Origin of the sequence: Sorangium aterium (genome assembly GCF_028368935.1) — a bacterium.
GTDB lineage: Bacteria > Myxococcota_A > Polyangia > Polyangiales > Polyangiaceae > Sorangium > Sorangium atrum.
Genome location: NZ_JAQNDK010000002.1, coordinates 1855947 through 1877268, shown reverse-complemented (window position 1 = coordinate 1877268; position 21322 = coordinate 1855947). Strand labels below are relative to the sequence as shown.

15 protein-coding genes are annotated in these 21322 nt (G+C 70.1%); 6 read left to right on the top strand and 9 right to left on the bottom strand.

Annotation, left to right across the window (positions count from 1 at the left end):
* Positions 1-271: 271 nt before the first annotated feature.
* Positions 272-436 (top strand): hypothetical protein, encoded by a 165-nt coding sequence (locus POL72_RS22055; RefSeq protein WP_157906386.1) that lies wholly within the window; start codon positions 272-274, stop codon positions 434-436.
* 70 nt (positions 437-506) lie between these two features.
* On the opposite strand, the gene POL72_RS22050 is transcribed toward POL72_RS22055, so the two are convergent.
* Entirely contained in the window at positions 507-2864 is a 2358-nt protein-coding gene (locus POL72_RS22050) for an autotransporter assembly complex protein TamA (RefSeq protein WP_272097480.1), read from the bottom strand.
* A gap of 337 nt (positions 2865-3201) precedes the next feature.
* Between POL72_RS22050 and POL72_RS22045 the strand changes: the two genes are divergently transcribed.
* The 3 genes from POL72_RS22045 to gspC all read left to right on the top strand — a co-directional run bounded on the left by POL72_RS22045 (position 3202) and on the right by gspC (position 6785).
* Positions 3202-3690: a QcrA and Rieske domain-containing protein gene (locus POL72_RS22045; RefSeq protein WP_272097479.1), complete on the top strand. Its 489-nt coding sequence runs from the start codon at positions 3202-3204 to the stop codon at positions 3688-3690.
* Positions 3687-5480: a cytochrome b N-terminal domain-containing protein gene (locus POL72_RS22040; protein WP_272097478.1), complete on the top strand. Its 1794-nt coding sequence runs from the start codon at positions 3687-3689 to the stop codon at positions 5478-5480. Before POL72_RS22045 ends, POL72_RS22040 begins: the two co-directional genes overlap by 4 nt.
* Positions 5481-5816: 336 nt before the next feature.
* The gene (gspC, locus tag POL72_RS22035; protein WP_272097477.1) at positions 5817-6785 is read left to right on the top strand and encodes a type II secretion system protein GspC; all 969 of its coding nucleotides are present in this window, start codon (positions 5817-5819) and stop codon (positions 6783-6785) included.
* Positions 6786-6811: 26 nt separating this feature from the next.
* Here gspC and POL72_RS22030 read toward each other — a convergent pair whose 3' ends face one another.
* Both POL72_RS22030 and POL72_RS22025 read right to left on the bottom strand, forming a co-directional pair.
* Positions 6812-8434, bottom strand: coding sequence for a serine/threonine-protein kinase (locus POL72_RS22030; RefSeq protein ID WP_272097476.1), 1623 nt, complete (start codon positions 8432-8434; stop codon positions 6812-6814).
* A gap of 139 nt (positions 8435-8573) precedes the next feature.
* Positions 8574-9176, bottom strand: coding sequence for a hypothetical protein (locus POL72_RS22025; protein ID WP_012232997.1), 603 nt, complete (start codon positions 9174-9176; stop codon positions 8574-8576).
* A 508-nt stretch (positions 9177-9684) separates the two neighbouring features.
* On the opposite strand from POL72_RS22025, the gene treS reads away from it, so the two are divergent.
* The gene (gene treS, locus POL72_RS22020) at positions 9685-13077 is read left to right on the top strand and encodes a maltose alpha-D-glucosyltransferase (RefSeq protein WP_272097475.1); all 3393 of its coding nucleotides are present in this window, start codon (positions 9685-9687) and stop codon (positions 13075-13077) included.
* A 111-nt stretch (positions 13078-13188) separates the two neighbouring features.
* Complete coding sequence (locus POL72_RS22015) at positions 13189-13767, top strand: hypothetical protein (protein ID WP_272097474.1); 579 nt, start codon at positions 13189-13191, stop codon at positions 13765-13767.
* A 47-nt stretch (positions 13768-13814) separates the two neighbouring features.
* Here the strand turns inward: POL72_RS22015 and POL72_RS22010 are convergent, their stop codons facing one another.
* The 6 genes from POL72_RS22010 to POL72_RS21985 form a co-directional block, all read right to left on the bottom strand.
* On the bottom strand, positions 13815-15446 hold the full coding sequence (locus tag POL72_RS22010; protein ID WP_272097473.1) for a serine/threonine-protein kinase: 1632 nt from the start codon (positions 15444-15446) through the stop codon (positions 13815-13817).
* Positions 15447-16045: 599 nt separating this feature from the next.
* A complete protein-coding gene (locus tag POL72_RS22005; RefSeq protein ID WP_272097472.1) occupies positions 16046-16987 on the bottom strand; it encodes an alpha/beta fold hydrolase in 942 nt (313 codons plus the stop codon).
* On the bottom strand, positions 16987-17184 hold the full coding sequence (locus POL72_RS22000) for a hypothetical protein (RefSeq protein WP_272097471.1): 198 nt from the start codon (positions 17182-17184) through the stop codon (positions 16987-16989). The genes POL72_RS22005 and POL72_RS22000 overlap by 1 nt, the downstream gene beginning before the upstream one ends.
* 503 nt (positions 17185-17687) lie before the next feature.
* A complete protein-coding gene (locus POL72_RS21995) occupies positions 17688-19334 on the bottom strand; it encodes a fumarate hydratase (RefSeq protein ID WP_272097470.1) in 1647 nt (548 codons plus the stop codon).
* A 100-nt stretch (positions 19335-19434) separates the two neighbouring features.
* Positions 19435-20208, bottom strand: coding sequence for a thioesterase II family protein (locus POL72_RS21990; protein WP_272097469.1), 774 nt, complete (start codon positions 20206-20208; stop codon positions 19435-19437).
* A gap of 42 nt (positions 20209-20250) precedes the next feature.
* Positions 20251-21201 carry a hypothetical protein gene (locus POL72_RS21985; RefSeq protein ID WP_272097468.1) on the bottom strand — a complete coding sequence of 317 codons (951 nt, stop codon included), beginning with the start codon at positions 21199-21201 and terminating at the stop codon, positions 20251-20253.
* Positions 21202-21322 lie beyond the last annotated feature (121 nt).

Here is a 21322-nt window from a genome sequence, read left to right as displayed (position 1 = left end):
AGCCTGATGGTGTTCAGGCGCAGCCTTCTCGTGCGTCCCGTCTCGGCCTGAGCTAGATTCGGCCCTGCCGCCGGAGGTGGATGTGATTGAAGGCGCTCTGAAGGGGACCCCGAACCTGGACCCCTGCCCTACGCCGGAGGGGACCGCAAGTGCGGATTACCGGCTCACAGGGATACTGGCCCATCCGATTTGCGTCTCGGTCGACGCGATCGCCGACAATGCGCTGCGCGCGCGTCAAGCAGCCTCAGGCGCAACCGAGCACCGCTGCGACGTGTGCGACAGGGCCATCGCGGGCGAGCCCCACGGGCGCGGCCTCTACGTGTGGTCGCGTGGCGACGAGCTCCGGTTCGAGGAGCCTGCGCTGTGCTGCCTCTGCTCGGTCGCCATCGGGATGACCGCGCTGTCCGCCTGGAACGTCGAAGAAGAAGAGGGCTGAGCGCCCGCGGCCTGCGCCGAAGGCGCGGGCCCAACCGCCCTCCGTCGCCCGCCGGACGGATCACCGCACGTCAGAACGCCTCGCCGATCGCCAGGTTCACGGCGATGGGCAGCACATCGAACAGCTTGCCCGGGCGCCGCTCGTCCTCGGGCCAGCCTGCTGCTTCTGTCTCATTGCAGACACCGAGCACCTGCAAGCAGGGGATGCGGTAGCCGACGTCGAAGCGCAGCGGTCCGACCGGCGTGACGTAGCGCAGACCGAAGCCCGCCGAGAGGTGCAGGCGCTGCGCTCCCGAGCGGAACAGCCGGTGCTCCCGGGTGACATCGCCGGCGTCGGCGAAGATCACCGTACCGAAGCTCTCGCCGAGCGGTATCCGCAGCTCCAGGCTCGTCTCCCACAGCAGACGGCCTCCGATGGGGACCAGCGGGGCCTCCTCGTCGGCGCTGCCGCCGGCTGTCAGGCTCGGCACGCGGGCGTGCGGGCCGACCTCGTTGTACCCGTATCCGCGGTTGCTGGTCGCGCCGCCGCTGAAGAACCCACGGAACTGCATCAGCTGAAGGTCGGCCCCCACGTCTCTCCGGCAACGGTCCCTGTCCACGCCGGCGAGGGCGTCGCACTGGGCAGGATCCACGGAGGCGTCGCCGTAGTCGCCCGTGAAGAGCCACCCGGTCATCAAGCGGAAACCCAGGGTCCATCTCCTCGAAACAGGGAAGTAGGCGCGAAACTCGGGCTGAAGGCGGATGTCGTGCGCGGAGTGAAACCGCTTGTCCCGCTCGTCCTGCGCCTTCTCGCCGACCAGGGCCTCCGCGATCGCGGTATCGAACCCCAGGTAGCCGGCCAGCTGCGTGTCCAGCGCGATGTAATAGCCGTGATGGGGGGTGACCCTGTCGGGCTTCCCCGCCTGGTTCAGGCGGCGGTCATAGGACACCAGCGCCTGGAGGTAAGGGATGAAGAGGGTCCCGAACCCGGAGGGCAGCCGCGCCGAATTGTAGGTGAACGGACTGTTCAGCTGGACGTTGTAGAGGAGGGCCGCGTTCAGGTCCGATTTCAGGAAGGGCCGCTCGATGCCGATGGACCCGACGTACTCGCGGTAGCCGACGATCGCGTGCTCCGGAGCCTCCTGGGCAGGACTTGGTGCAGCTCCTGACTCCCCCTCGCCGCCCTGCTTGTCCGGCTTGGTGCAGAACTCCCCTGTCTGGGGGCAGTAGAGCTTGAACGAGCCGCGCAGCACCGCGGCCGTGCGCCGCTCGATCGCCCCGGGCTGGCGGAGCTCGGACCGGAGCTGGATCTCCGGCAGGAGCCGGAACGTGTCCCCGAGCTCCTTGCCGAACAGGTTCGAGAACTCCACCGGATAAAAGACGAGGCCCGGCCGGGCCTCGACGCTGAAGCGGCGCAGCCCCCCGAGGAAGTTGCGATCCTCCCACCCGGCGACGAGGTGCGCCTCGACGCGCGAGCCGACCTCGGCGCCTCCGCCGAGCCTCACGGCGCGCAGCGCGGACGGCTCCACGGAGAACGTCACGGGGACGACCGGGTTCCTGGGCTGTCCGGGCGGCGCGAGCTCGGGCTTCACGGCGACCGCGCCGAACACGCCGAAGTCGGCGAGCGCCTGCTCCGCATCCGCCAGCTCCGCGGTCGAGAAGCGCTCGCCCTCCTCGATGCCGATCGCGGTCCTGACGGGCGCCTCGGGCAGCTCGCCGAGCCCCTCCAGCTTGACCTTGCCGAACCTGCACTCGGGGCCGAGCTCGATCGTGTAGCGGATCCGTGCCTCGTTCTTCACGAGGTCGACGTCGACGTGCCCCTCCACGTTCGCGTAGGCGAAGCCGCGATCGGTGAGGACCCGGACCAGGCGCTTCTTGAGCTCCTCGTACCGAGCCTCGTCCATGCGCTCGCCGACCTTGAGCTCGCCCTTCGCCTCGGTCACCGGCCGGTCGATGTCCCTGCCCTTCTCCAGGGTCCAGTCCCGCCACGCGAGATCCACCGACGCGATCTTCACGGGCGCGCCCTCGGAGACGACGATGCGCACCCGCACGCGCCCCTCCTTGCCGGGGCCGCCGAAGCGCTGCACCCGCGCCGCCCGCACCCGCGCGCCGTAGAAGCCGCGCGCGCGGTAGTACCGCTCGATGCGGGCCAGGTCCCGCTCGAGGACGAACCGGTCGAACCGCTCGTACTCGACCGTGAGCGCGTCCCAGATGCTCAGGATCGGCACGGGCTCGAGCGCGCCGGCGAGGAGGCGCGAGCTCTCGGCCGTCGCGATCCGCGCGGCGAGCTCGTCGCCGCTGATCACCTCGTCGCCCTCGAACGAGACGTTCTCGATGGCGCACCCGCTGAGGTCGGGACGCGTACACGGCGGCGGTTGACGCGAAGCGGCACAGGCGGAGGCCCCGAACACGGCGAACATCACGAGCGCTGCGGCGATGGGGCGAGGCATCGGGACAACTGAAGGAGAACTTTCGGCTGTGCCGGCCGAAACGCAATCGCCCCGATGTGCGCGATGGCGAGGATTCAACGTTACGCCTGTGTTTTCGATATGCTGCGTCCGCTTCGGCCGCCGAGGGCCCGCTCCAGTCTGGGCGGCATTCGGAGAGCGGCGCGAGCGAGGGAGAGCCTACGAGATGGCAGAGCCGACGCAAAAGGAACCTGGTGCCGGTGGGTACCTGGGACATGGATTGCCGCACGAACCTGGGCCTCACGGGGTGCTAGCGGGCGCCGGCGCGCCGTCCGCAGTCCCCGCCCCCGAGGAGCGGCGTGGCGCCCTGAAGGCGCTCGTGGCGATCGGCGGTCTGGCGTGCGCCGGCGCGATCGCCGTACCGGCGGCGAGCTTCATCGCGGCCCCCGCCGCAGGCAGCGCCGGCGCCGCAGGCGGGCGCGAGCGCTGGGTCCGGGTCGGGCGCCTCGCGGACCTCCCGCCGGGCGAGCCGCGGCGGCTCAAGGTGATCGGCGAGGAGCGCGACGCCTTCACGGTCGCGAAGGACCAGATGCTCGGCGCGATCTGGGTCATCCGGGAGGGCGAGAAGATCCGCGCGATGAGCGCCACGTGCCCGCACCTCGGCTGCGGGATCGAGCTCAACGACGACAAGAAGAGCTTCAACTGCCCGTGTCACGCGTCACGCTTCGGCCTGTCGGGCGCGCCTGAGACGGGGCCGTCCCCGCGCGCCATGGATCCGCTGGCGACGAGGGTCGTCGACGGCTGGCTCGAGGTGGACTTCCGGCGCTACCGTGACGGGGTCGCCGAGCTCCAGGAGATCGCAGGATGAGCCTCGGCGACTGGCTGAACGAGCGCATAGGGCACCGCGAGCCGCTGCGCCGGTTCCTCGACGAGCCCATCCCTGGCGGCGCGCGCATCGGTTACGTGTGGGGAGGCGCGCTCGCGCTGCTGCTGCTCATCGAGGCCGTCACGGGCGCGCTGCTCATGTCGGCCTACGCCCCGAGCGCGACGACGGCGTGGGCCAGCGTCGCGCACATCAACTTCACCCTGCGCGCCGGGTGGCTCATCCGAGGCCTCCACTACTTCGGAGCGCAGGCGCTCGTCGTCCTGGTCGCGATCCACGTGGCGCGGATCGCGCTCCACGGGGCGTACCGCGCGCCGCGCGAGATCGGCTGGTTCCTGACCCTCGGCCTGCTCGGCGTGATCCTCGGCTTCGCCTTCACGGGCAACCCGCTCCCGTGGGACCAGGACGGCTACTGGGGCGCGCGCGTCGAGACCGGCATCATGGGCTCGGTCCCCGTGGTCGGGTCGTTCACGCAGCAGCTCGTCATCGGCGGGAGCTCGCTCGGGCACCTGACGCTGACGCGGCTCTACGGCCTGCACGTCTTCGTGTTGCCGGCGGTCATGGCCTTGCTGCTCGCCGCGAGCTTCGCGCAGTTCCGCAGGCACGGCTTCGGCGCGCCGCACGGCGCCGACCTCGGCAAGGCGGATCGGTTCTACCCGAAGCAGCTCGGCCTGATCCTGCTGGCCGTGGCGCTCGTGCTCGTCGTCGTGTTCGATCTCGCGGCCATGGAGCACGGCGCCCCGCTCGAGGCGCCCGCGGATCCCGTCAGCGACTACAACGCCCGCCCCGCGTGGTACTTCCGCCCGCTCTTCGAGCTGCGCAAGTTCTTCCCTGGCTCGCTGGAGCTCATCGCGACCGTCGGCCTGCCGGGGGTCGTCGGGCTGTACCTCGCCCTGCTCCCGTTCATCGACAGGAAGCCCGGCCCGCTCCGCGCGCGGCTGCCGGCGCTCGCGCCGCTGTTCTTGATCGGCCTCGGGGCCGTCGGCCTGCTGGGGAAGTCGCTCGTGAAGGACGCGAAGGACGAGGCCTTCCAGCGCTCGGAGGCGCAGAGCGCCGCGCGGACCGCGCGGGCGGTGGCGCTGTTCAAGCAAGGCGTCCCGCCCGAGGGCGCGCTCGCGATGCTCCGGAACGACCCGGAGACGCGCGGCGAGGACCTCTACAAGAAGGAGTGCGCGAGCTGCCACCGGCTGAACGATCTCGGCCCGCCCAAGGAGAAGCAGACGGCGCCGGATCTCACGGGGTTCGGGACGAAGGCCTGGGCGCTCGAGGTGCTCAAGGATCCCGACGCCGACCACCTCTTCGGCAAGACGGCGTTCAAGGAGATGATGCCGTCGGCGGTGAAGCCGCCCGCGGATCCCGAGGCGGCGAAGGTGTTCACGCCGATGAGCGCGGCCGACCAGGAGACGATCGCCGCGTTCCTCGAGGGGCAGGCGCGCGGGGAGCCCGGCGCCGGGACGCCCGGAGAGAAGATGGTCCGGCAGCGGTGCACGAGCTGCCACCGGCTCGACGGCAAGACCGACGACGAGGAGTCGGCCGCCCCCGAGCTCCGCGGCTGGGCCTCGGTCGCGTGGATCGAGGCGCAGATCACGAACCCCGGCAGCGGCAAGGCCTACCCGCCCGCGGCCATGGCGAAGGATCTGGAAGGCCACATGCCGGCGTTCGAGGAGAAGCTCTCCGCGAGCGACCGGAAGGTCCTCGCCGCCTGGGTCTACCGCCGCGGCCGCGGTGAGTCCGGGACGACGGTCGCCGCCAAGGCGCCCGACAAGAAGCCCTGAGCGAGCCGCCCGCCGGCGCTCGCTGCCCTCCGCTCTCCTCCTCCCGATCACCCTCTCGTCTCGATGAGCGCCGCCGCGGCGCGCGCTCGGCGCTCGCGCGGCTCGTGGACGCGCGCCGATCCGTTCGGGTCAAGGCGCGCGATCCGACAGGCGCTCGCGCGGGGCGCGCGATCTGCCAGGTGCGCGCGCGGGCGCGACGGGCCGGCACGCGCGGTGCTGCGCGTCCCGAGAGGGAGGGTCGGTGGCGACATTGTGCACGGTCGCCTCCACGCCGGCGTGCGCGCGGCGCCCGCCTCGAGCGCGGGCGGCGATCGAGCCCCAGAAAGAGCAGGACCCGTGGACCTGGATGCGGCTGTAAAGCACCACTTCCTGTGGATCGCGGGCACGATGATCGCGTCCGCCGCCTACTTCCAGGCGTCGGGGGTGTCTCACCTGCTCGGGAAGACGATCATCCCGGACAGAGCCGCCAGGCTCTCTTCCACGCCCCCTGCGCCTCACCGCGCGCTGCGCGACGGCCTCCACGCGACGAGCGCCGAGGCGATCCTGCAGCGCAACCCCTTCGACTCGGCGACGGGGCCGCTCCTCCCGCCCCCGGGCGGCGCTCCCGAGGAGCGCGCGCCCGTGGCGCACGGCGATCCGTGGAGCGATCCGACCTGCGACGCCGGACGCGTGGTGCTCATCGCGGCGTCGCAGGACGCCGCGTGGTCGTTCGCGGCCATCGAGGGGCCCGACGGGCAGACGCAGCTCCGCCGGCTCGGCGGCGACGCGGCGGGAGGCACGCTCACGCGCATCGCGTGGGACCGCGTGTGGATCACCGCGGGCGGCGCGCGCTGCCAGATGCAGCTCGGCAAGGCCGGCAAGCTCGGGAAGGGCGCGCGCGAGGAGGCGCCCGCGCCGCAGCCCCGGCCTCAGGCGAGGCCGGTCGGGAGCAACGACAACCTGAACGCGATCCCGCCGGAGATCGCCGCCCGCATCCGGCGGGTGAGCGCCACGGAGTTCAACGTCGACCGCGCGGCGGTCGATCAGATCCTCGAGCAGCAGGCGCTCCTCATGCGCTCCGCCCGGGTGATCCCGGAGCGGCGAGGTGACCAGGTCGTCGGGCTGAAGCTCAGGATCAGGCGAGGCTCGCTGCTGGAGACGCTCGGGCTGGAGAGCGGAGATACCCTGAGGTCGATCAACGGCTTCGACGTCACCGATCCCCAGAAGGCGCTGGAGGCCTACGCGCGGCTCCGGACCGCGAACCGCCTGTCCGTCGCGATCGAGCGCGGCGGACAGCTGATGACGGTCGACTTCAACATCCGCTGAGGACCTGCGCCGGGCGCGCGCGGAGCTCAGCCGAAGGCGTCGACGGCCGCCCTGGCCGCCTGGCCCGAGAGCGACGGCGGCGCGACCGTCTCCCACCACGCCGCCGCGTGCTGCTCGGTCCAGTCGGCGTCCATGTGGAGCGCGGCGAGCCGCTCGGACAGCTCGCGCGCCGACTGCGGCCGCCGCGCGGGATCCTTCTCGAGGCAGTCGAGCACGATGCGATCGAGCGCGGGCGGGATCGCGCGTGCCGCGCGCTTCGAAGGCGCGACGGGCGCCTCCGTCGCGTGGAGCAACATCGTCTTCATCGACGTCTCGGCCTCGAACACGAGGGCGCCCGTGAGCAGCCAGTAGGCGACGCACCCGAGCGCGTAGATGTCGGTCCGGCCGTCGATGGGGCGGTCGCCAAGCACCACCTCCGGGGCCATGAACGCGGGCGTGCCGGTGATCGCGTTGTCCGCGGTCAGCTTGGAGGGGTCCGCGTCCTTCTTGCGCTGGGCCACCAGCCCGAAATCGAGCACCTTCAAGAAATCGAGATCTGCGCCGTAGCGGCACAGGAAGAGGTTGGCGGGCTTGATGTCCCGGTGCACGAAGAAGGCCCTGTGCGCCTCGTGGAGCGAGTGGCAGGCCTGCCGGAGCAAGTGGACGACGCGCGCGGGCGGCTGCGGGCCGTCCAGCTTGACGAGGGTGTCGAGGTCCATGCCGTCGAGCAGCTCCATCACGTAGTAGAACGACCCGTCGCGGGCGACGCCGAAGTCGAAGATGCCGATCGTGTGCGGCGATCGGAGCGCGGCGGTCGCCTGGGCCTCGCGCTCGAACCGCGCCTTCGCGTTGCCGTTGCTCGATGGCTCGCCCTGGAACGCCTCGGGCCGGATCAGCTTCACGGCCGCGGGGCGGGCGAGCATCCGGTGCTTCGCCCGCCACACCTCGCCCATGCCGCCGCCGCCGAGCCGCTCGACGAGCCGGTAGCTGCCGAGCTCCCGCGCCGCGTCGAGCTTGCGCCCGAGCCCGAAGACGACGCGCGACACGAGGACGGAGAGCGCGAGCGCGATGACGCTCGGGAAGAACCTGCGGAACATCGCCTCGCGCGAGGGCGGCTCCATGAAGCCCGAGCGGACGAGCACCCAGAGGCAGGCCGGATCGGTGAGGATCGCCAGCGTCGAGGTGAACAGCGTGCGCACGCTCGGGGCGGGGACGATGATGGGGAACATGAGCACCCAGACGGCCACCGGCGGCCATCCCGGCAGCATCGGCCCCTCCGGCCACGGCTGCGCGTTGGAGATGACCGAGAGCAGCGCGGCGCCCAGGATCTTGTAGGCGAACGAGAGATCGACGATCCGCGGCGGCGACAGGAGCCCCCTCCGCGCGATGACGAAGAGCGCGGCCGAGACCAGCATGAACGGCAGGAAGACCGCGACGCGGATCGGGTAAGGGCCGAGCTCGAGGCCCGGGATGAGCTCCGACACGAGGAAGCCGAGGGCGCCCGCCACGATCGTGCAGAGCGCCATCCACGCGACGCGCCTCGTCGCCTCCTGCTCGAGGTCCGGAGGGAGGCGCGGCGACAGCCACTCCCAGCGCGGCCTCGCGCAGGTCTTGCTGGCGTCGGGGCCGAGGAAGACGGTCTCGCTCATGGAGTCGCGCGCGAGGCCCACGGCCTCATCCGTTCTGCTCTAGGGGAGGACGCAGGCCGCGGGAATAGAAGAGTCGCGCGCGAGGCGCGCGCCTCTCGGCATGCGCGCGGCGGCGCTCCTTGGAGTACGGGCGGACGCGGCCAGCCCGCGCGGGGGAGCGTTACTTGATGAAGACCTGCGCGGCCGCGATCCCCGCGCCCTTCGTCGCCTTGAGGATCACCTTGCCCGGGCCGCCGATCGGCAGGGGGTTCTTCCAGCAGCCGGAGGCCTTGCCGCCGAGCGTCGCCGCGGCGCCGGTGGTGCTGTCCTGCGCGAGCACGACGGGCGGCAGCGCGGGCGCGGGCTGCGAGACGAGCTGGATGTCAAGCTCCTGGACCCCGAGGCCGATGCCGACGACCGTGTAGCACTTGCCGGGCGAGATGTTGATCTGCTGCTCGAGCGCCTGGCCCTCCTGGAACTGCCCCGCGAACGGCCCGCCGTCCGGCTTCATCCCCGGGGCCTCCGTCGTGCCCATCCCCTGCAGGATCGGCGTCGCGGCCACCGCGGCGACCGGCGGGATCGGCGTGGCGGCGGAGCCCGCGGGCGCGGCGGTGGTGGTGGGCGTGGGCACCGCCGTCGCCGGCGTGGTCGGCACGGCGGAGGCGCACCACTGGCCCGGAGGGCACGGGTTGTTCGGGTCGATCGTCGGCTCGGGGGTCGACGAGCACGCGAGCGCTCCGAGCGCGGCGAGGGAGAGCGGGAGTACGTGGAAGACACGCATCATGAGAATGCTCCTTCGATGGGCATGAGCTCGCCCGATCGCAGAACGAGGTGCCAGCGCTTCTTACACCGGCTGCGGTTCGACGTGTGGGTCGAGCTCACGAAGCAGCGATCTCGACAGTGCGCCGGGTGCAACCCCTGCGGAAACGGAGGAAACCGGGTGGGAGCGGTTGCAAGCGGATGCGAACGGTTGCGAGCGGAGGCAAACGGAGTGCAGACGGAGTGCAGACGGATGCAAGCGAAACGCAACCGCGCCGCTTTGCGCCGCGCGCACGGCGTGCTACCGAAGTCGGGCACGCGTGGTCTTGCAATCCCGAGTAGTTAAACTATACACGTGATCCGCGTCACCCGCGCGGGGACGGCAGCGCGCGCCCAGTGGCGGACTCCGCAGCGTGCCTTGCCTCCTGGCCACCTCTGGCCCGGGCGGCGTGCTCACGCCGCACAGGGCCCGATCCGCTGCATCCTGTGCGCCCGGCGTCGTCGCGCGGACTACGCGCATCGCCGGAGCAGCCATGAGCCAGGATCAAAAGCCCCCTCCCGTCGAAGGCAGCGCCCTCTGGTACAAGGACGCTATCATCTACGAGGTCCATGTCCGCGCGTTCAGCGACTCGAACGCAGACGGCATCGGCGACTTCGAGGGGCTCGTCGACAAGCTCGATTACCTCCAAGATCTCGGCGTCACCGCGATCTGGCTCCTGCCCTTCTACCCCTCGCCGCTGCGCGACGGCGGATACGACATCGCGGACTACGCCAACATCAACCCGTCTTACGGGACCCGGCGCGAGTTCGCCCGCCTCCTGCGCGAGGCGCACCGCCGCGACATCCGCGTCATCACCGAGCTCGTCCTGAACCACACCTCGAACGAGCATGAGTGGTTCCAGCGGGCGCGGACCTCGCCCAAGGGCTCGCGCTGGCGCGACTTCTACGTGTGGAGCGACACCCCGCACCGCTACAAGGACGCCCGGATCATCTTCAAGGACTTCGAGACATCGAACTGGGCCTGGGATCCGGTCGCCAACGCCTATTATTGGCACCGCTTCTACTCCCACCAGCCCGACCTCAACTTCGAGAACCCGGACGTCCACGCCGCCGTCTTCAAGGTGGTCGACTTCTGGCTGGAGATGGGCGTCGACGGGCTCCGGCTCGACGCCGTACCGTACCTCTACGAGCGCGAAGGGACGAACTGCGAGAACCTGCCGGAGACGCACGAGTTCTTGCGGAAGCTCAGGCGCCACATCGACGCGAACTTCGCCGATCGCATGCTCCTCGCGGAGGCCAACCAGTGGCCCGCCGACGCCGCGGCGTACTTCGGGAGCGGCGACGAGTGCCACATGAACTTCCACTTCCCGCTCATGCCCAGGATGTTCATGGCGGTCGAGCTCGAGGACAGCTTCCCGATCGTCAACATCCTGAAGCAGACGCCGGTGGTCCACGAGAGCTGTCAGTGGGCGACGTTCCTCCGGAACCACGACGAGCTGACGCTCGAGATGGTGACCGACGAGGACCGGGACTACATGTACCGCGTCTACGCGCAGGAGCACACGGCGCGGATCAACCTGGGCATCCGCCGGCGGCTCGCCCCGCTCATGAAGACGCGGCGCAGGATCGAGCTGATGAACGCGCTGCTCTTCTCGCTGCCGGGGACCCCCGTCCTCTACTACGGCGACGAGATCGGGATGGGCGACAACATCTATCTCGGCGATCGCGACGGGGTGCGCACGCCGATGCAGTGGAGCGCCGATCGGAACGCCGGATTCTCCAGGGCGAACCCGCAGAAGCTCTATCTGCCGATCATCATCGATCCCGAGTACCACTACGAGGCGATCAACGTCGAGGCGCAGCAGCAGAACCCTGCTTCGCTCCTCTGGTGGATGAAGCGGCTCATCACCCTTCGCAAGCAGAACAAGGTGCTCGGCCGCGGGACGATCGAGTTCCTGCACCCGGACAACAGCAAGGTGCTCGCGTTCATCCGCGCGCACGCGGACGAGCGGCTGCTCATCGTCGCGAACCTCTCTCGGTACGCCCAGCACGTCGAGCTCGACCTCGCGCGCTTCGAGGGCATGGTGCCTGTCGAGCTGTTCGGCAGGAGCCGCTTCCCGGAGATCACGAGCCGCGGTTACTCCCTCTCGCTCGGGCCGCACGACTTCTTCTGGTTCGCGCTGGAGCCGGCGACGCCGGCGACGTCCGTCGGCGACGCCGAGGCGGCGCCCGCGATCTCGACGAAGGGCTCGTGGCGGACGCTCCTCTCCCCGGAGGGGCGCAAGGTGCTCGAGCCGGCGCTCGGCAAGTTCATCGCGGCGCGGCGCTGGTTCCGCGGCAAGGCGCGCACGCGGCGCGGCACGACCCTCGCGGACGTCATCCCGATCCTCCGCGGCGAGCAGACCGCGGCGGAGCACTACCTCCTGCTCGTGCGCGTCGAGTACACGGACGGCTCGCCGGACACGTATGTCGTGCCGATCGGCTTCGCCACGGGCGACTACGCGCGGACGCTCGCGACGCGCACGCGCCACGCGGTGATCGCGGACGTCACGATCCGCGATCCCGAGCCGGAGAGCGCGGCAGCGCCGGAGGGGATCCTGTACGACGCCCTGACGACCCCGGAGTTCGCCGCGCTGATCCTCGCCGCGATCCGGGCGCGGGGCGTCGCGACGGGCACGGCCGGCGAGCTCCATGCGCTGCCGCTCGGGACGACGCTCGAGTCGCTCGGCGAGGGAGAGCTCCCGGCGCGCATCTCCGAGAGCGAGCAGAGCAACACGACCATCATTTACGGCGACAAGCTGCTCCTCAAGATCTTCCGGCAGGTCGAGGAGGGCATCAACCCGGAGCTCGAGATCGGCAGGTTCCTGACGGACGAGCAGTTCCCCGCGACGCCGCGGCTCGCCGGGGTGATCGAGTACCAGGGCCGCGGTCGCGAGGCGACCACGGTGGCGATGCTCCAGGAGTACGTGCGGAGCCAGACCGACGCGTGGACGAGCACGCTCGAGGCGCTGAACCGCTTCTTCGAGCGGGTGCTCACCGACGAGGGGTCGGTGAAGGGGAGCGCGCCGCCGATGCCGCCCGGCACGCTCGTCGACGCGTCGCGCGCGGCGCCGCCCCCGGTGGTGAACCAGCTGATGGGCACCGAGCTCGTGAGGATGCGGCTGCTCGGCGAGCGCACCGCGCAGCTCCACCTCACGCTCGGCAAGCACAGCAAGGACCCCGCGTTCGGGCAGCAGTCGTTCACGACGCTGCACCAGCAGTCGATCTTCCAGTCGGCGCACGGCATGCTCGCGCGCACCTTCGCGCTGCTGAGGAAGCGCGAGCGCTCGCTCCCCGAGAGCGTGCGGGAGCAGGTGTCGGCGATGCTGCCGCGCGAGGCCGAGATCAACGCGAAGCTCCAGCAGATCGTGTCGAGGAAGTTCGACATCCCCCGCATCCGGACGCACGGCGACTTCCACCTCGGCCAGGTGCTCTCGACGGGCGACGACTTCATCCTGATCGATTTCGAGGGGGAGCCGGCGAGACCGCTGAGCGAGCGCCGCTACAAGCGTGGCCCGCTCCGGGACGTGGGCGGGATGCTGCGCTCGTTCGACTACGCCGGCGCCTCGGCGCTCCGGGACGCTCGCCTCCGGCCCGAGGACGTCGCCGTCCTCAAGCCGTGGACCGACGCCTGGGTGGCGTGGATCTCCGCGAGCTACCTCGCGGGATACATGGAGACGGTCGCGCGCGCTCAGGCGACCGCCGAGCCGCGGGCCGACGCGACGACGCCGTACGTGCCCGCGAGCGACGCGGACACGGCGCTCCTGATCGACTTCTACATGCTCGAGAAGTGCATTTACGAGGTCGGCTACGAGCTCAACAACCGACCTGACTGGCTGGACATCCCGCTGCGCGGGCTGGAGCGCCTGATCACGCCCAGAGCATAGGTCGCTCCGGACTCTCTCTACTCTTCCTCTCCTCTTTTCCCGACCTCTGGATGCGCCGGCGACGCTGGACGCAGCGGGAGGCGCCGTTATTCTCGGAGCATTGGTGGCGCGATGATCCGGCTTGAGCTCGCGGGCATGCACACGCGGCTGCACTCGACGTTGTGCGGCTCATGCCCGCAGGGCCCGACGGGCTGCTGCGCCAGCCCGCCGGGGGTCGAGTGGTCGGACATCGGGCGAATCGTCTCGCTCGGCGGCGCAGGCTGGCTGCTCGAGCAGATGGCCGCGGGCAACCTGCGCCCGGGCCGGCGCGGCCTGCTCATCCTGCGGGTCGAGCCCCAGGACAGCGATGGCCGAGCGCTCCCCAAGAGGTGCGCTTTCCATGGTCATGAGGGCTGCACCATCCCCCCCGAGCGGCGCGCGGCGACGTGCAACTACTATGTTTGCGACGACGCCTTCGCGCACGGAGGCGAGCCTCGCGGGGCCCCTGAAGCGCTGGCCGGCCGCAAGGCGCATGACGCGCTCGTGGATCTCTACGGGAGATGGGATCTAGAGCTCGCCGACCGCATACGCGAACGCTGGCCCGACGGGCCTCCGTGGAACCACGATTTCCTCGACTGGCTCGGTCGAGAAGTCCGCCGCCTCGCGGCCAGGGCAGCGCCATCCATGCGGGTCCTCAGGGCCGGCACTTGAAGTATCCCCCGAATTTTTCGGGGGAATTCACAGGGAGACGAGGAGCCCTAATTGGACGGTATCGTGCTGACGTCCTGACGCCGGAGCGCGACGGTGCGCTCGACGACGTCGGACGCGGAGAGCTGCAGGAAGATCGACACGTCGACCCAACCGGCCCTGGACACCACGACGACCTGCATCCCTTGAGGCAGCTCGACGCTGAGGGGCGTCTTGCCGAGCATGGTCCCGTTCCAGCTCACGTTCGCGTCCGCGGGCTCGCTCTTGATCGTGACCTTGGCCTTCATCGGGCTCGCTTCGAGCGCCGCCGCAGCCGTGGACACGGCAGCAGGCTGCTCCGACGCGACGGGCTCCACCGAGCGGTCGCGGAACATCGCGAAGGCCCCCGCGGCGAGCAGCGCGACCACGCCGAGCGCAGAGGCGAGATACCCACGCTGCCGCCAGGACGAGGCGCGCCCCACCGTCGCGCCCAGGCTGCCCGGGTCGACGGCCGTGGGCTCCTGCTGGTGGTTGGCGGGGCCGCTGTGGCTGTGATCGCTGAGGAGGGGTAGACCGGCCGCGGTCGCGGAGGGCCACATCGAGCGGTTCATCCCCATGACCATCGAGGCGCGGGGGAACTCTCCGACCATCGAGGCGCGCTGGATGTCGCCCGCGACGTCCAGCGAGGTCAGGTACTCGAACTGCGCGGTGACCTGCTGGCGCACGAGCGCCCTGCTCTCCGAGAACATCTCGAGCACGTGCGCGCCGAGCTGCTCCGTGCGGACGTCCCCGCCCGAGGCCCGGAGGTAACTCTCCAGCGCGTCGCCCATCTCCTGCGCGGTGGCGAACCGCCGATCCGGATCCCGCTGGAGGGCCCTCGCCACGATCTCATCGAGCGCCGGGTCGATGTCCGGCACGACGGTGGAGAGCCGCGGGATGTCCCGCGTGAGCAGCTGGTGCATCACGGCGACGTGATCGCCATCGAACAGCCGCCGCATCGCCAGGAGCTCCCAGAGCACGATGCCGATGGCGAAGATATCGGCCCGCCGGTCGACGTCGGTGCTCGCCATCGCCTGCTCGGGCGCGGCGTAGGCCATCTTGCCCTTGAAGGTTCCGCTCTCGGTGTGCGCATCGTTGAGGGCCGCCTTCGCGACGCCGAAATCAACGATCTTCACAGCTCCGTCGTACGTGATGAAGATGTTGTGCGGCGAGACGTCGCGGTGCACGACGCCGAGCAGACCGCCATCGAAGTCCGCGAGCTCATGCGCGTAGTGCAGCCCGCGCAGCGCCTCGACGATCGTCCTGACCCACGCCCCCCGCGTGAAGCTCGCGGCGCCAGGACAGCCGCTCACCACCGCCCTCACGACGTCCTTGAGCGGCTGGCCCTCGAGGTACTCCATCACGATGAAGTACCCGCCGCTCTCGCCCCCGATCTCGTAGGTCTGAACGACGTTGGGGTGATTGAGCCGGGCCGAGAGCTTGGCCTCGTCCAGGAACATCAGGACGTAGCGCGGGTCATCCGCCATCCCGACGCGGAGACACTTCACGACGACAAGCTTGTTGAACGACCCGGGCCCGCGGGAGACGGCCAGAAACACATCTGCCATCCCTCCACGGCCTAATTTTGCAATCAGGCGGTATCGACCAAGCAAGCTGTTGCTCGCTTGCTGGGTCGAAGAGATGGTTTGGCCGCCTGCATTCACGACATCCCCCGCTATAAGAGCTTAATTAGCCCGTTGACCTGGAGTTTGCAAAGACTTTTACGCCTGGAAACAATCCGCGCCCCCTGTAGAGACGCGTGCCGCATTGCTCCATCGCCTGGCCATCCACCATGGCTCATCCATGGCACATCGCAGCGTTCTGGCGCAGCGCTCCATCGCCGGATTGCTGCGCAAGGACACCCCCGCCCAGGCTGTGGATGTCATGGCCCTAACGAAATGGCCACGATCGAACCGGCAAGCACGTGACCACACACACATGGTGCCCCTGTCGGGTCACCCGGTGTTCGGTCACCGCTCCATTGTACACCAAGCGCTTCACGAGCGGTGAAACTGGATGCGTGTCGCAGGTCGATCCTCGAGACCCTCCTCGGGGTCGCACAAGGCCAGCGGGACACAGGCCCGCTGGCCCGAGACGGGGCCAATCAGTAATGGCGCATACATGTTTGACCTGGAGGGCGGCGGCTCCCGAGCAGGCCGGACGACCTCGGCTTCCCTGCGGCGCCGGGGGCTCCGCAGGAAATCGACGTCCGCCCTGCGCGGAGCTCTCTACAAGGCTGTCCTGGTCGTTCTGTGGAGGAGATCTACCAAGGGTCCTGCGCCCAGAACCTGCGCACGGCATCGAGCGTGGCGTCGAGCTGCTCGAAATGCGGGAGACCCAGCGTCGGCGCGATGCGGGCGACCTCCACGCGCGCGTTCTGCTGCGTGAGCTCGCCGAGGCGGTCGAAGCGCGAATAGGGGTCACGGTCGTGGAGGATCAGCGTGGCGACGGGCAGACGCGCATACAGGCGCTGGAGAGCGTCGTCCGTGAACAGGTCACCGGTGATGAACGCGAGGGGGGCCCGGTGGGCAAAAGGCTCCTTCGACGCGCTGATGGCATAGTCGACGAGGCCCGGATCCGGCGCGCCGACGAAGTTCTTCTTCAGGAACCAGCGAATGCTGGGCGGCGCGGCCAGCACGCGAAAGAGCGCCTCCGCGACGTAGGGGACGCGCGAGACAGCCCGGAAGAGGGCGCTCGCGCCGGGAGGCTCGCGGCCGAGCCCCGTCGGGGACACGAGCACGAGGCTGTGAACGATGCTCATCTCCTCGCAGGCGACGGCGGCGGCGAACTCGGAGGAGAGGGAGAGCGCGATGACGTCGGCGCCGCCCGGCGCGCGGACCACGTCCGTGAGGAAGCGGCGCAGCGCGGCGCGGTAGAGCTCGCGATCGTACACGCGGTCCGCTCGCTCCGAGAGGCCGAACCCGGGAAGATCGAGCGCGTAGACAGGCCGCTCGCCGCGGAGCGCATCGAACAGGGGCGCCATCTCCCTGGACGAGGCGGCGGCGTCGACCCCGTGCACGAGCACCACGGGGCGCCCGGCAGCGCGGGTGTCCACGTAATAGGCGAGGCGCCCCGCGCTCCACGTGTCCACGTGCCGTACCTCCGCGTCGAGCGCAGGGGCGAGGGGCGCGCGCTCCGCGGGGCGGAGCGCGCTCGGCACCAGCCGATCGACGAGCCCATCGAGGCTCATCGCGCGTGCGCTCATCACGTCTCCCCCGGCGGCAGCATCCCCTCGTTGTCCGCGCGCTCGAGGTCGGCGATGCTCGGATTCCTCGGCGCCGGCCGCGACTTGACGCCGCCGTCGCCCGGCCTCGCCTCCTGGCCGGCGTCGCTGCGCTTCTCGCGCTCTCGACGCTCTGCTTGACCAGCGACCTCCTGCGCTGCGCGCACAAGCCGCTCCAAACGATCCTCCTCCAGGTGATGGCGAGCTCCATCGGGACCACCGTGCCGATCCTCGAAACGGTGGTGCCCAGCGTCGACATGGCCATGAGACACCGCGCGATCAGGTCGAACTGTCATGCTCAGCTCCTTCCGCACGAGGTCGAAGCATGGACCGTGCCCCCGCGGACCGCGGCCCCATCAGCGCTCGCCGAGACGATACCGGGCTGAACAGGAGCCAGGACGCCTCGAATGTGACCATTTGCCTCGGTCACCCGCGCTGATCCGGGTGACAGTGGCAGGGGAGCAGGTGATGAGCCGTATCAGGAGCAGATGGAATCGGGTCCTCGACGCCGATCCGGAGGGGACGTCGTCGCCAATCAACCTCGCTGTTGCTGCGCCGCCGACGCGGAGTTTGCGCAGGTCCTGGAAGGTCTGGCACGGGAGAAGGAGGGCGGCGGTCCGCTGCCGCGCCGGCGCTGGAGGCCTAGGGAAGCCGCCCGGCCGCGATCCCCGGGCTCCGGACGTCAGCCCGTGACGTCGAGCTTCCGGCCGGCCGGCTTGTTGATGTCGGCGAAGAAGTCGTTGCCCTTGTCGTCCACCACGATGAAGGCGGGGAAATCCTCGACCTCGATCTTCCAGACGGCTTCCATGCCGAGCTCGGGGTACTCGAGCACCTCGACCTTCTTGATGCAGTCCTTCGCGAGGCGCGCGGCCGGGCCGCCGATCGAGCCGAGGTAGAAGCCGCCGTGCTTCTTGCACGCCGCGGTGACAGCGGGCGAGCGGTTGCCCTTGGCGAGCATGACGTAGCTGCCGCCGCTCGCCTGGAAGAGGTCGACGTACGCGTCCATCCGGCCGGCCGTGGTGGGCCCGAACGAGCCGGAGGCGTAGCCCACGGGCGTCTTCGCGGGGCCGGCGTAGTAGACCATGAACTCCTGCAGGTAGCTCGGCACGCCGTCGCCGCGGTCGAGGCGCTCCTTGATCTTCGCGTGCGCGATGTCTCGCGCGACGATCATCGGGCCGCTCAGCGAGAGCCGCGTGCGGATGGGGTACTTCGAGAGCTCCGCGCGGATCTCGCTCATGGGACGGCGGAGGTCGAGCTTCACGACCTCTCCCTGGAGATCCGCGTCGGTCGTGTCGGGCAGGTACTTCGCAGGATCGGTCTCGAGCTGCTCGAGGAAGATGCCCTCGCGCGTGATCTTGCCGAGCGCCTGACGATCCGCAGAACAGGAGACGGCGATACCGACAGGGCACGAGGCGCCGTGGCGCGGCAGGCGGATGACCCGCACGTCGTGGCAGAAGTACTTGCCCCCGAACTGCGCCCCGATGCCCGTCCGCTGCGCGAGCTCGAGCACCTTCTGCTCGAGCTCGCGATCGCGGAAGCCGCGCCCGCGCGCGTTGCCCTCGGCCGGGAGCGTGTCGAGGTACCGCGCCGAGGCGAGCTTCGCGACCTTGAGCGTGTGCTCGGCCGACGTGCCGCCGACGACGATGGCGAGGTGGTACGGCGGGCACGCCGCGGTGCCGAGCGCGCGGATCTTCGCCTCGAGGAAGGACAGCAGGCTCTCCGGGTTCAGGAGCGCCTTGGTCTCCTGGTAAAGATAGCTCTTGTTCGCGGAGCCGCCGCCCTTCGCCATGAACAGGAGCTTGTAGGCGTCGCCGTCCGTCGCGAAGATCTCGATCTGCGCCGGGAGGTTGTCGTTCGTGTTGACCTCCCGGTACATGTCGAGCGGCGCGAGCTGCGAATAGCGCAGGTTCTGCGCGCGGTAGGTCTCGAAGACGCCGCGCGCGATCGCCGCCTCGTCGCCGCCGCCCGTGAAGACGAGCTGGCCCTTCTTGCCCATGACGATGGCCGTGCCGGTGTCCTGGCATGACGGGAGAACGCCCCCCGCGGCGATGCTCGCGTTCTTGAGGAGCTCGAGGGCGACGAAGCGATCGTTCGAGGAGGCCTCGGGATCGCCGAGGATCCGCGCGAGCTGCGCGAGGTGACCGGGCCGGAGGAGGTGGGCGATGTCGCGCATCGCCTCGCGCGCGAGCAGGGTGAGCCCCTCCGGCTCGACCTTGAGGAACGTCGAGCCGGCGGCCTCGAAGGTCGAGACATGGTCGCGGCTGACGAGACGGTACGGGGTCTCGTCATGGCCGAGGGGGAGCATGTCCTGGTACTGGAAATCGGTCATCGTTGGGGTCTCCGGGGGAGCAGAGAGGCAGAGAGGCTGCGGGTCCCTCCTTCTTTGCATGGCTCCTGCCCTGGGCTCAACACCCACCCAGCGCCGGTCGTCACGGGGGGAGCGCGCGCGCGACGTCGTCGAGGACGGCCGAGATCGACCGCAGGAGCGGCTCCCGGGCGCTCCGCAGGAAGAAGTGCCCGCCGGGGAACATCTCGACCCGGAAGGCCCCGCGCGTGTGATGGCGCCAGCCTTCGAGCTCGGCGCGCTCCGCGCGCTCGTCGTTGATGCCCCCGAACGCGGAGATCGAGCACTCGAGCGGGGCCCCCGGGACGAACGGCTCGGCCTCGTTGACCGCGACATCCGCGCGCAGGAGAGGCAGGAAGAGCGCCAGGAGCTCCGGCTCGCGCAGCACCTCGTCGGGCGTGCCCCCCATGCGTCGGATCCGCTCCAGAAACGCGGGCTCGGGCAGGCCGTGGAGCGGATCCGAGCCGGGAAGGTGAGGCGGGCGCCGGCCCGATACGAGGAGATGGCGCGGCAGCGGAGCACCCCGGCGGCGGAGCTCGCGCGCGAGCTCGAAGCAGACGAGCGCGCCGAGGCTGTGGCCATACAGCGCGAACGGCTTCGTGAGCCATGGCTCGAGCGCGGTGGCGAGGGCCTGGACGAGCGGCGTGATGCGCTCGAACGGCGGCTCGCTCATGCGCGCCTCCCGGCCGGGGAGCTTGAGCGCGCAGAGCTCGGTGTGCGCGGGGAGCTCGCGCCACCAGGCGTTGTAGATCGACGAGCCGCCGCCCGCATAGGGCGCACAGAAGAGGCGAAGCCGGGCACCAGGGTTCGGCCGCGGCACGCCGACCCAGAGGTCGCGGCTCGGGCTGGGGGTCGTCATCACGGGGCGCTCAGCATAGCTCGCCCCGGCGGCGCTCGCTCCCTACCATTTGCTGCCCAGGGCGACGCGGATGGTGGCGACCTTCCCCTGATCGAGGCCGAAGCCGAGGTCGTCGTCGAGCGCGACAAGCGCGCCGACGCGGGTGAAGGAGCCCTTCACGAGCGGCTCCCAGTCGACGAACGGCTCCGCCGCCAGCTGGGCCGAGTTGGTGGAGGAGAGAGGGAACGCCGCCTGGAGGCGCACGCCGATGCCGAAGCTGCCGAACGGGCGGAACGCGATCTCGTTGCCCTGCTCGATCACGGTCTTCGTGTCCTCCCCGTCCCGGGTCGGAAAGAAGACCTGACTCGCGAGATCGTGGGTGAGGAACAGGACCTTGCCGACGTTGATCTCGGTCCCGACGCGCGCCCGGAAGGCCCAGTGCGCGAGCAGCACGCGCTGCGCATCGAAGTAAGCCCGCGCGGGGAAATTCGCCACCGACGCGACCTCGAGCTCCGTGCCCGGGTGCGGGTGGAGCGGGATCGTGAAGCTCATGCCGCCGAAGAGCGCGAGGATGGGCAGCGCGTTGGCAGCGTAATGGAGGCCGAACGTGGGATTCCCGATGAAGAACTGGCTGTATCCTGCGCCGCTCGAGAACGGCCTGCCGAACAGGTCTGTGGACTGGGGGCCCGAGACGTCGCCGTAGACGAACGGGATCTCCGCGTCGAGGTGGAGACCGGCGAAGAGCTTGTACTGGGTGGCGGCGGTGATGGCGACGCCGAGCCGCGACGACTCCTCGACGGAGGCCTCTTCGCCGTTCGCCGCCGCGATCTCCCGCTGGTAAGACGAGCTGAGGACGTCGATCTCGAACCCGAACCGGCCTCCCTGGCTCTTCGCCCAACGCTCCTTCGTCTTGTCCGTGACGGGCTGCCGCGGCGCCGCCTCTTGCCCCAGCGCAGGCGCGGCCAGCGAGAGCATGAGGAACAGGGTCCCAAGAGACGCTTTGGTCGTGCTCACCTGGTGTCTCCCATCTCGTTCTCAACTCGCGGGCAGCGCGGGCGATTGACCACCTTGTCGCACCGTCGCCGCGGCGTCGTACGGGAGAGGCCCCCATGACCGCGGCGATCGCCCGGATCAA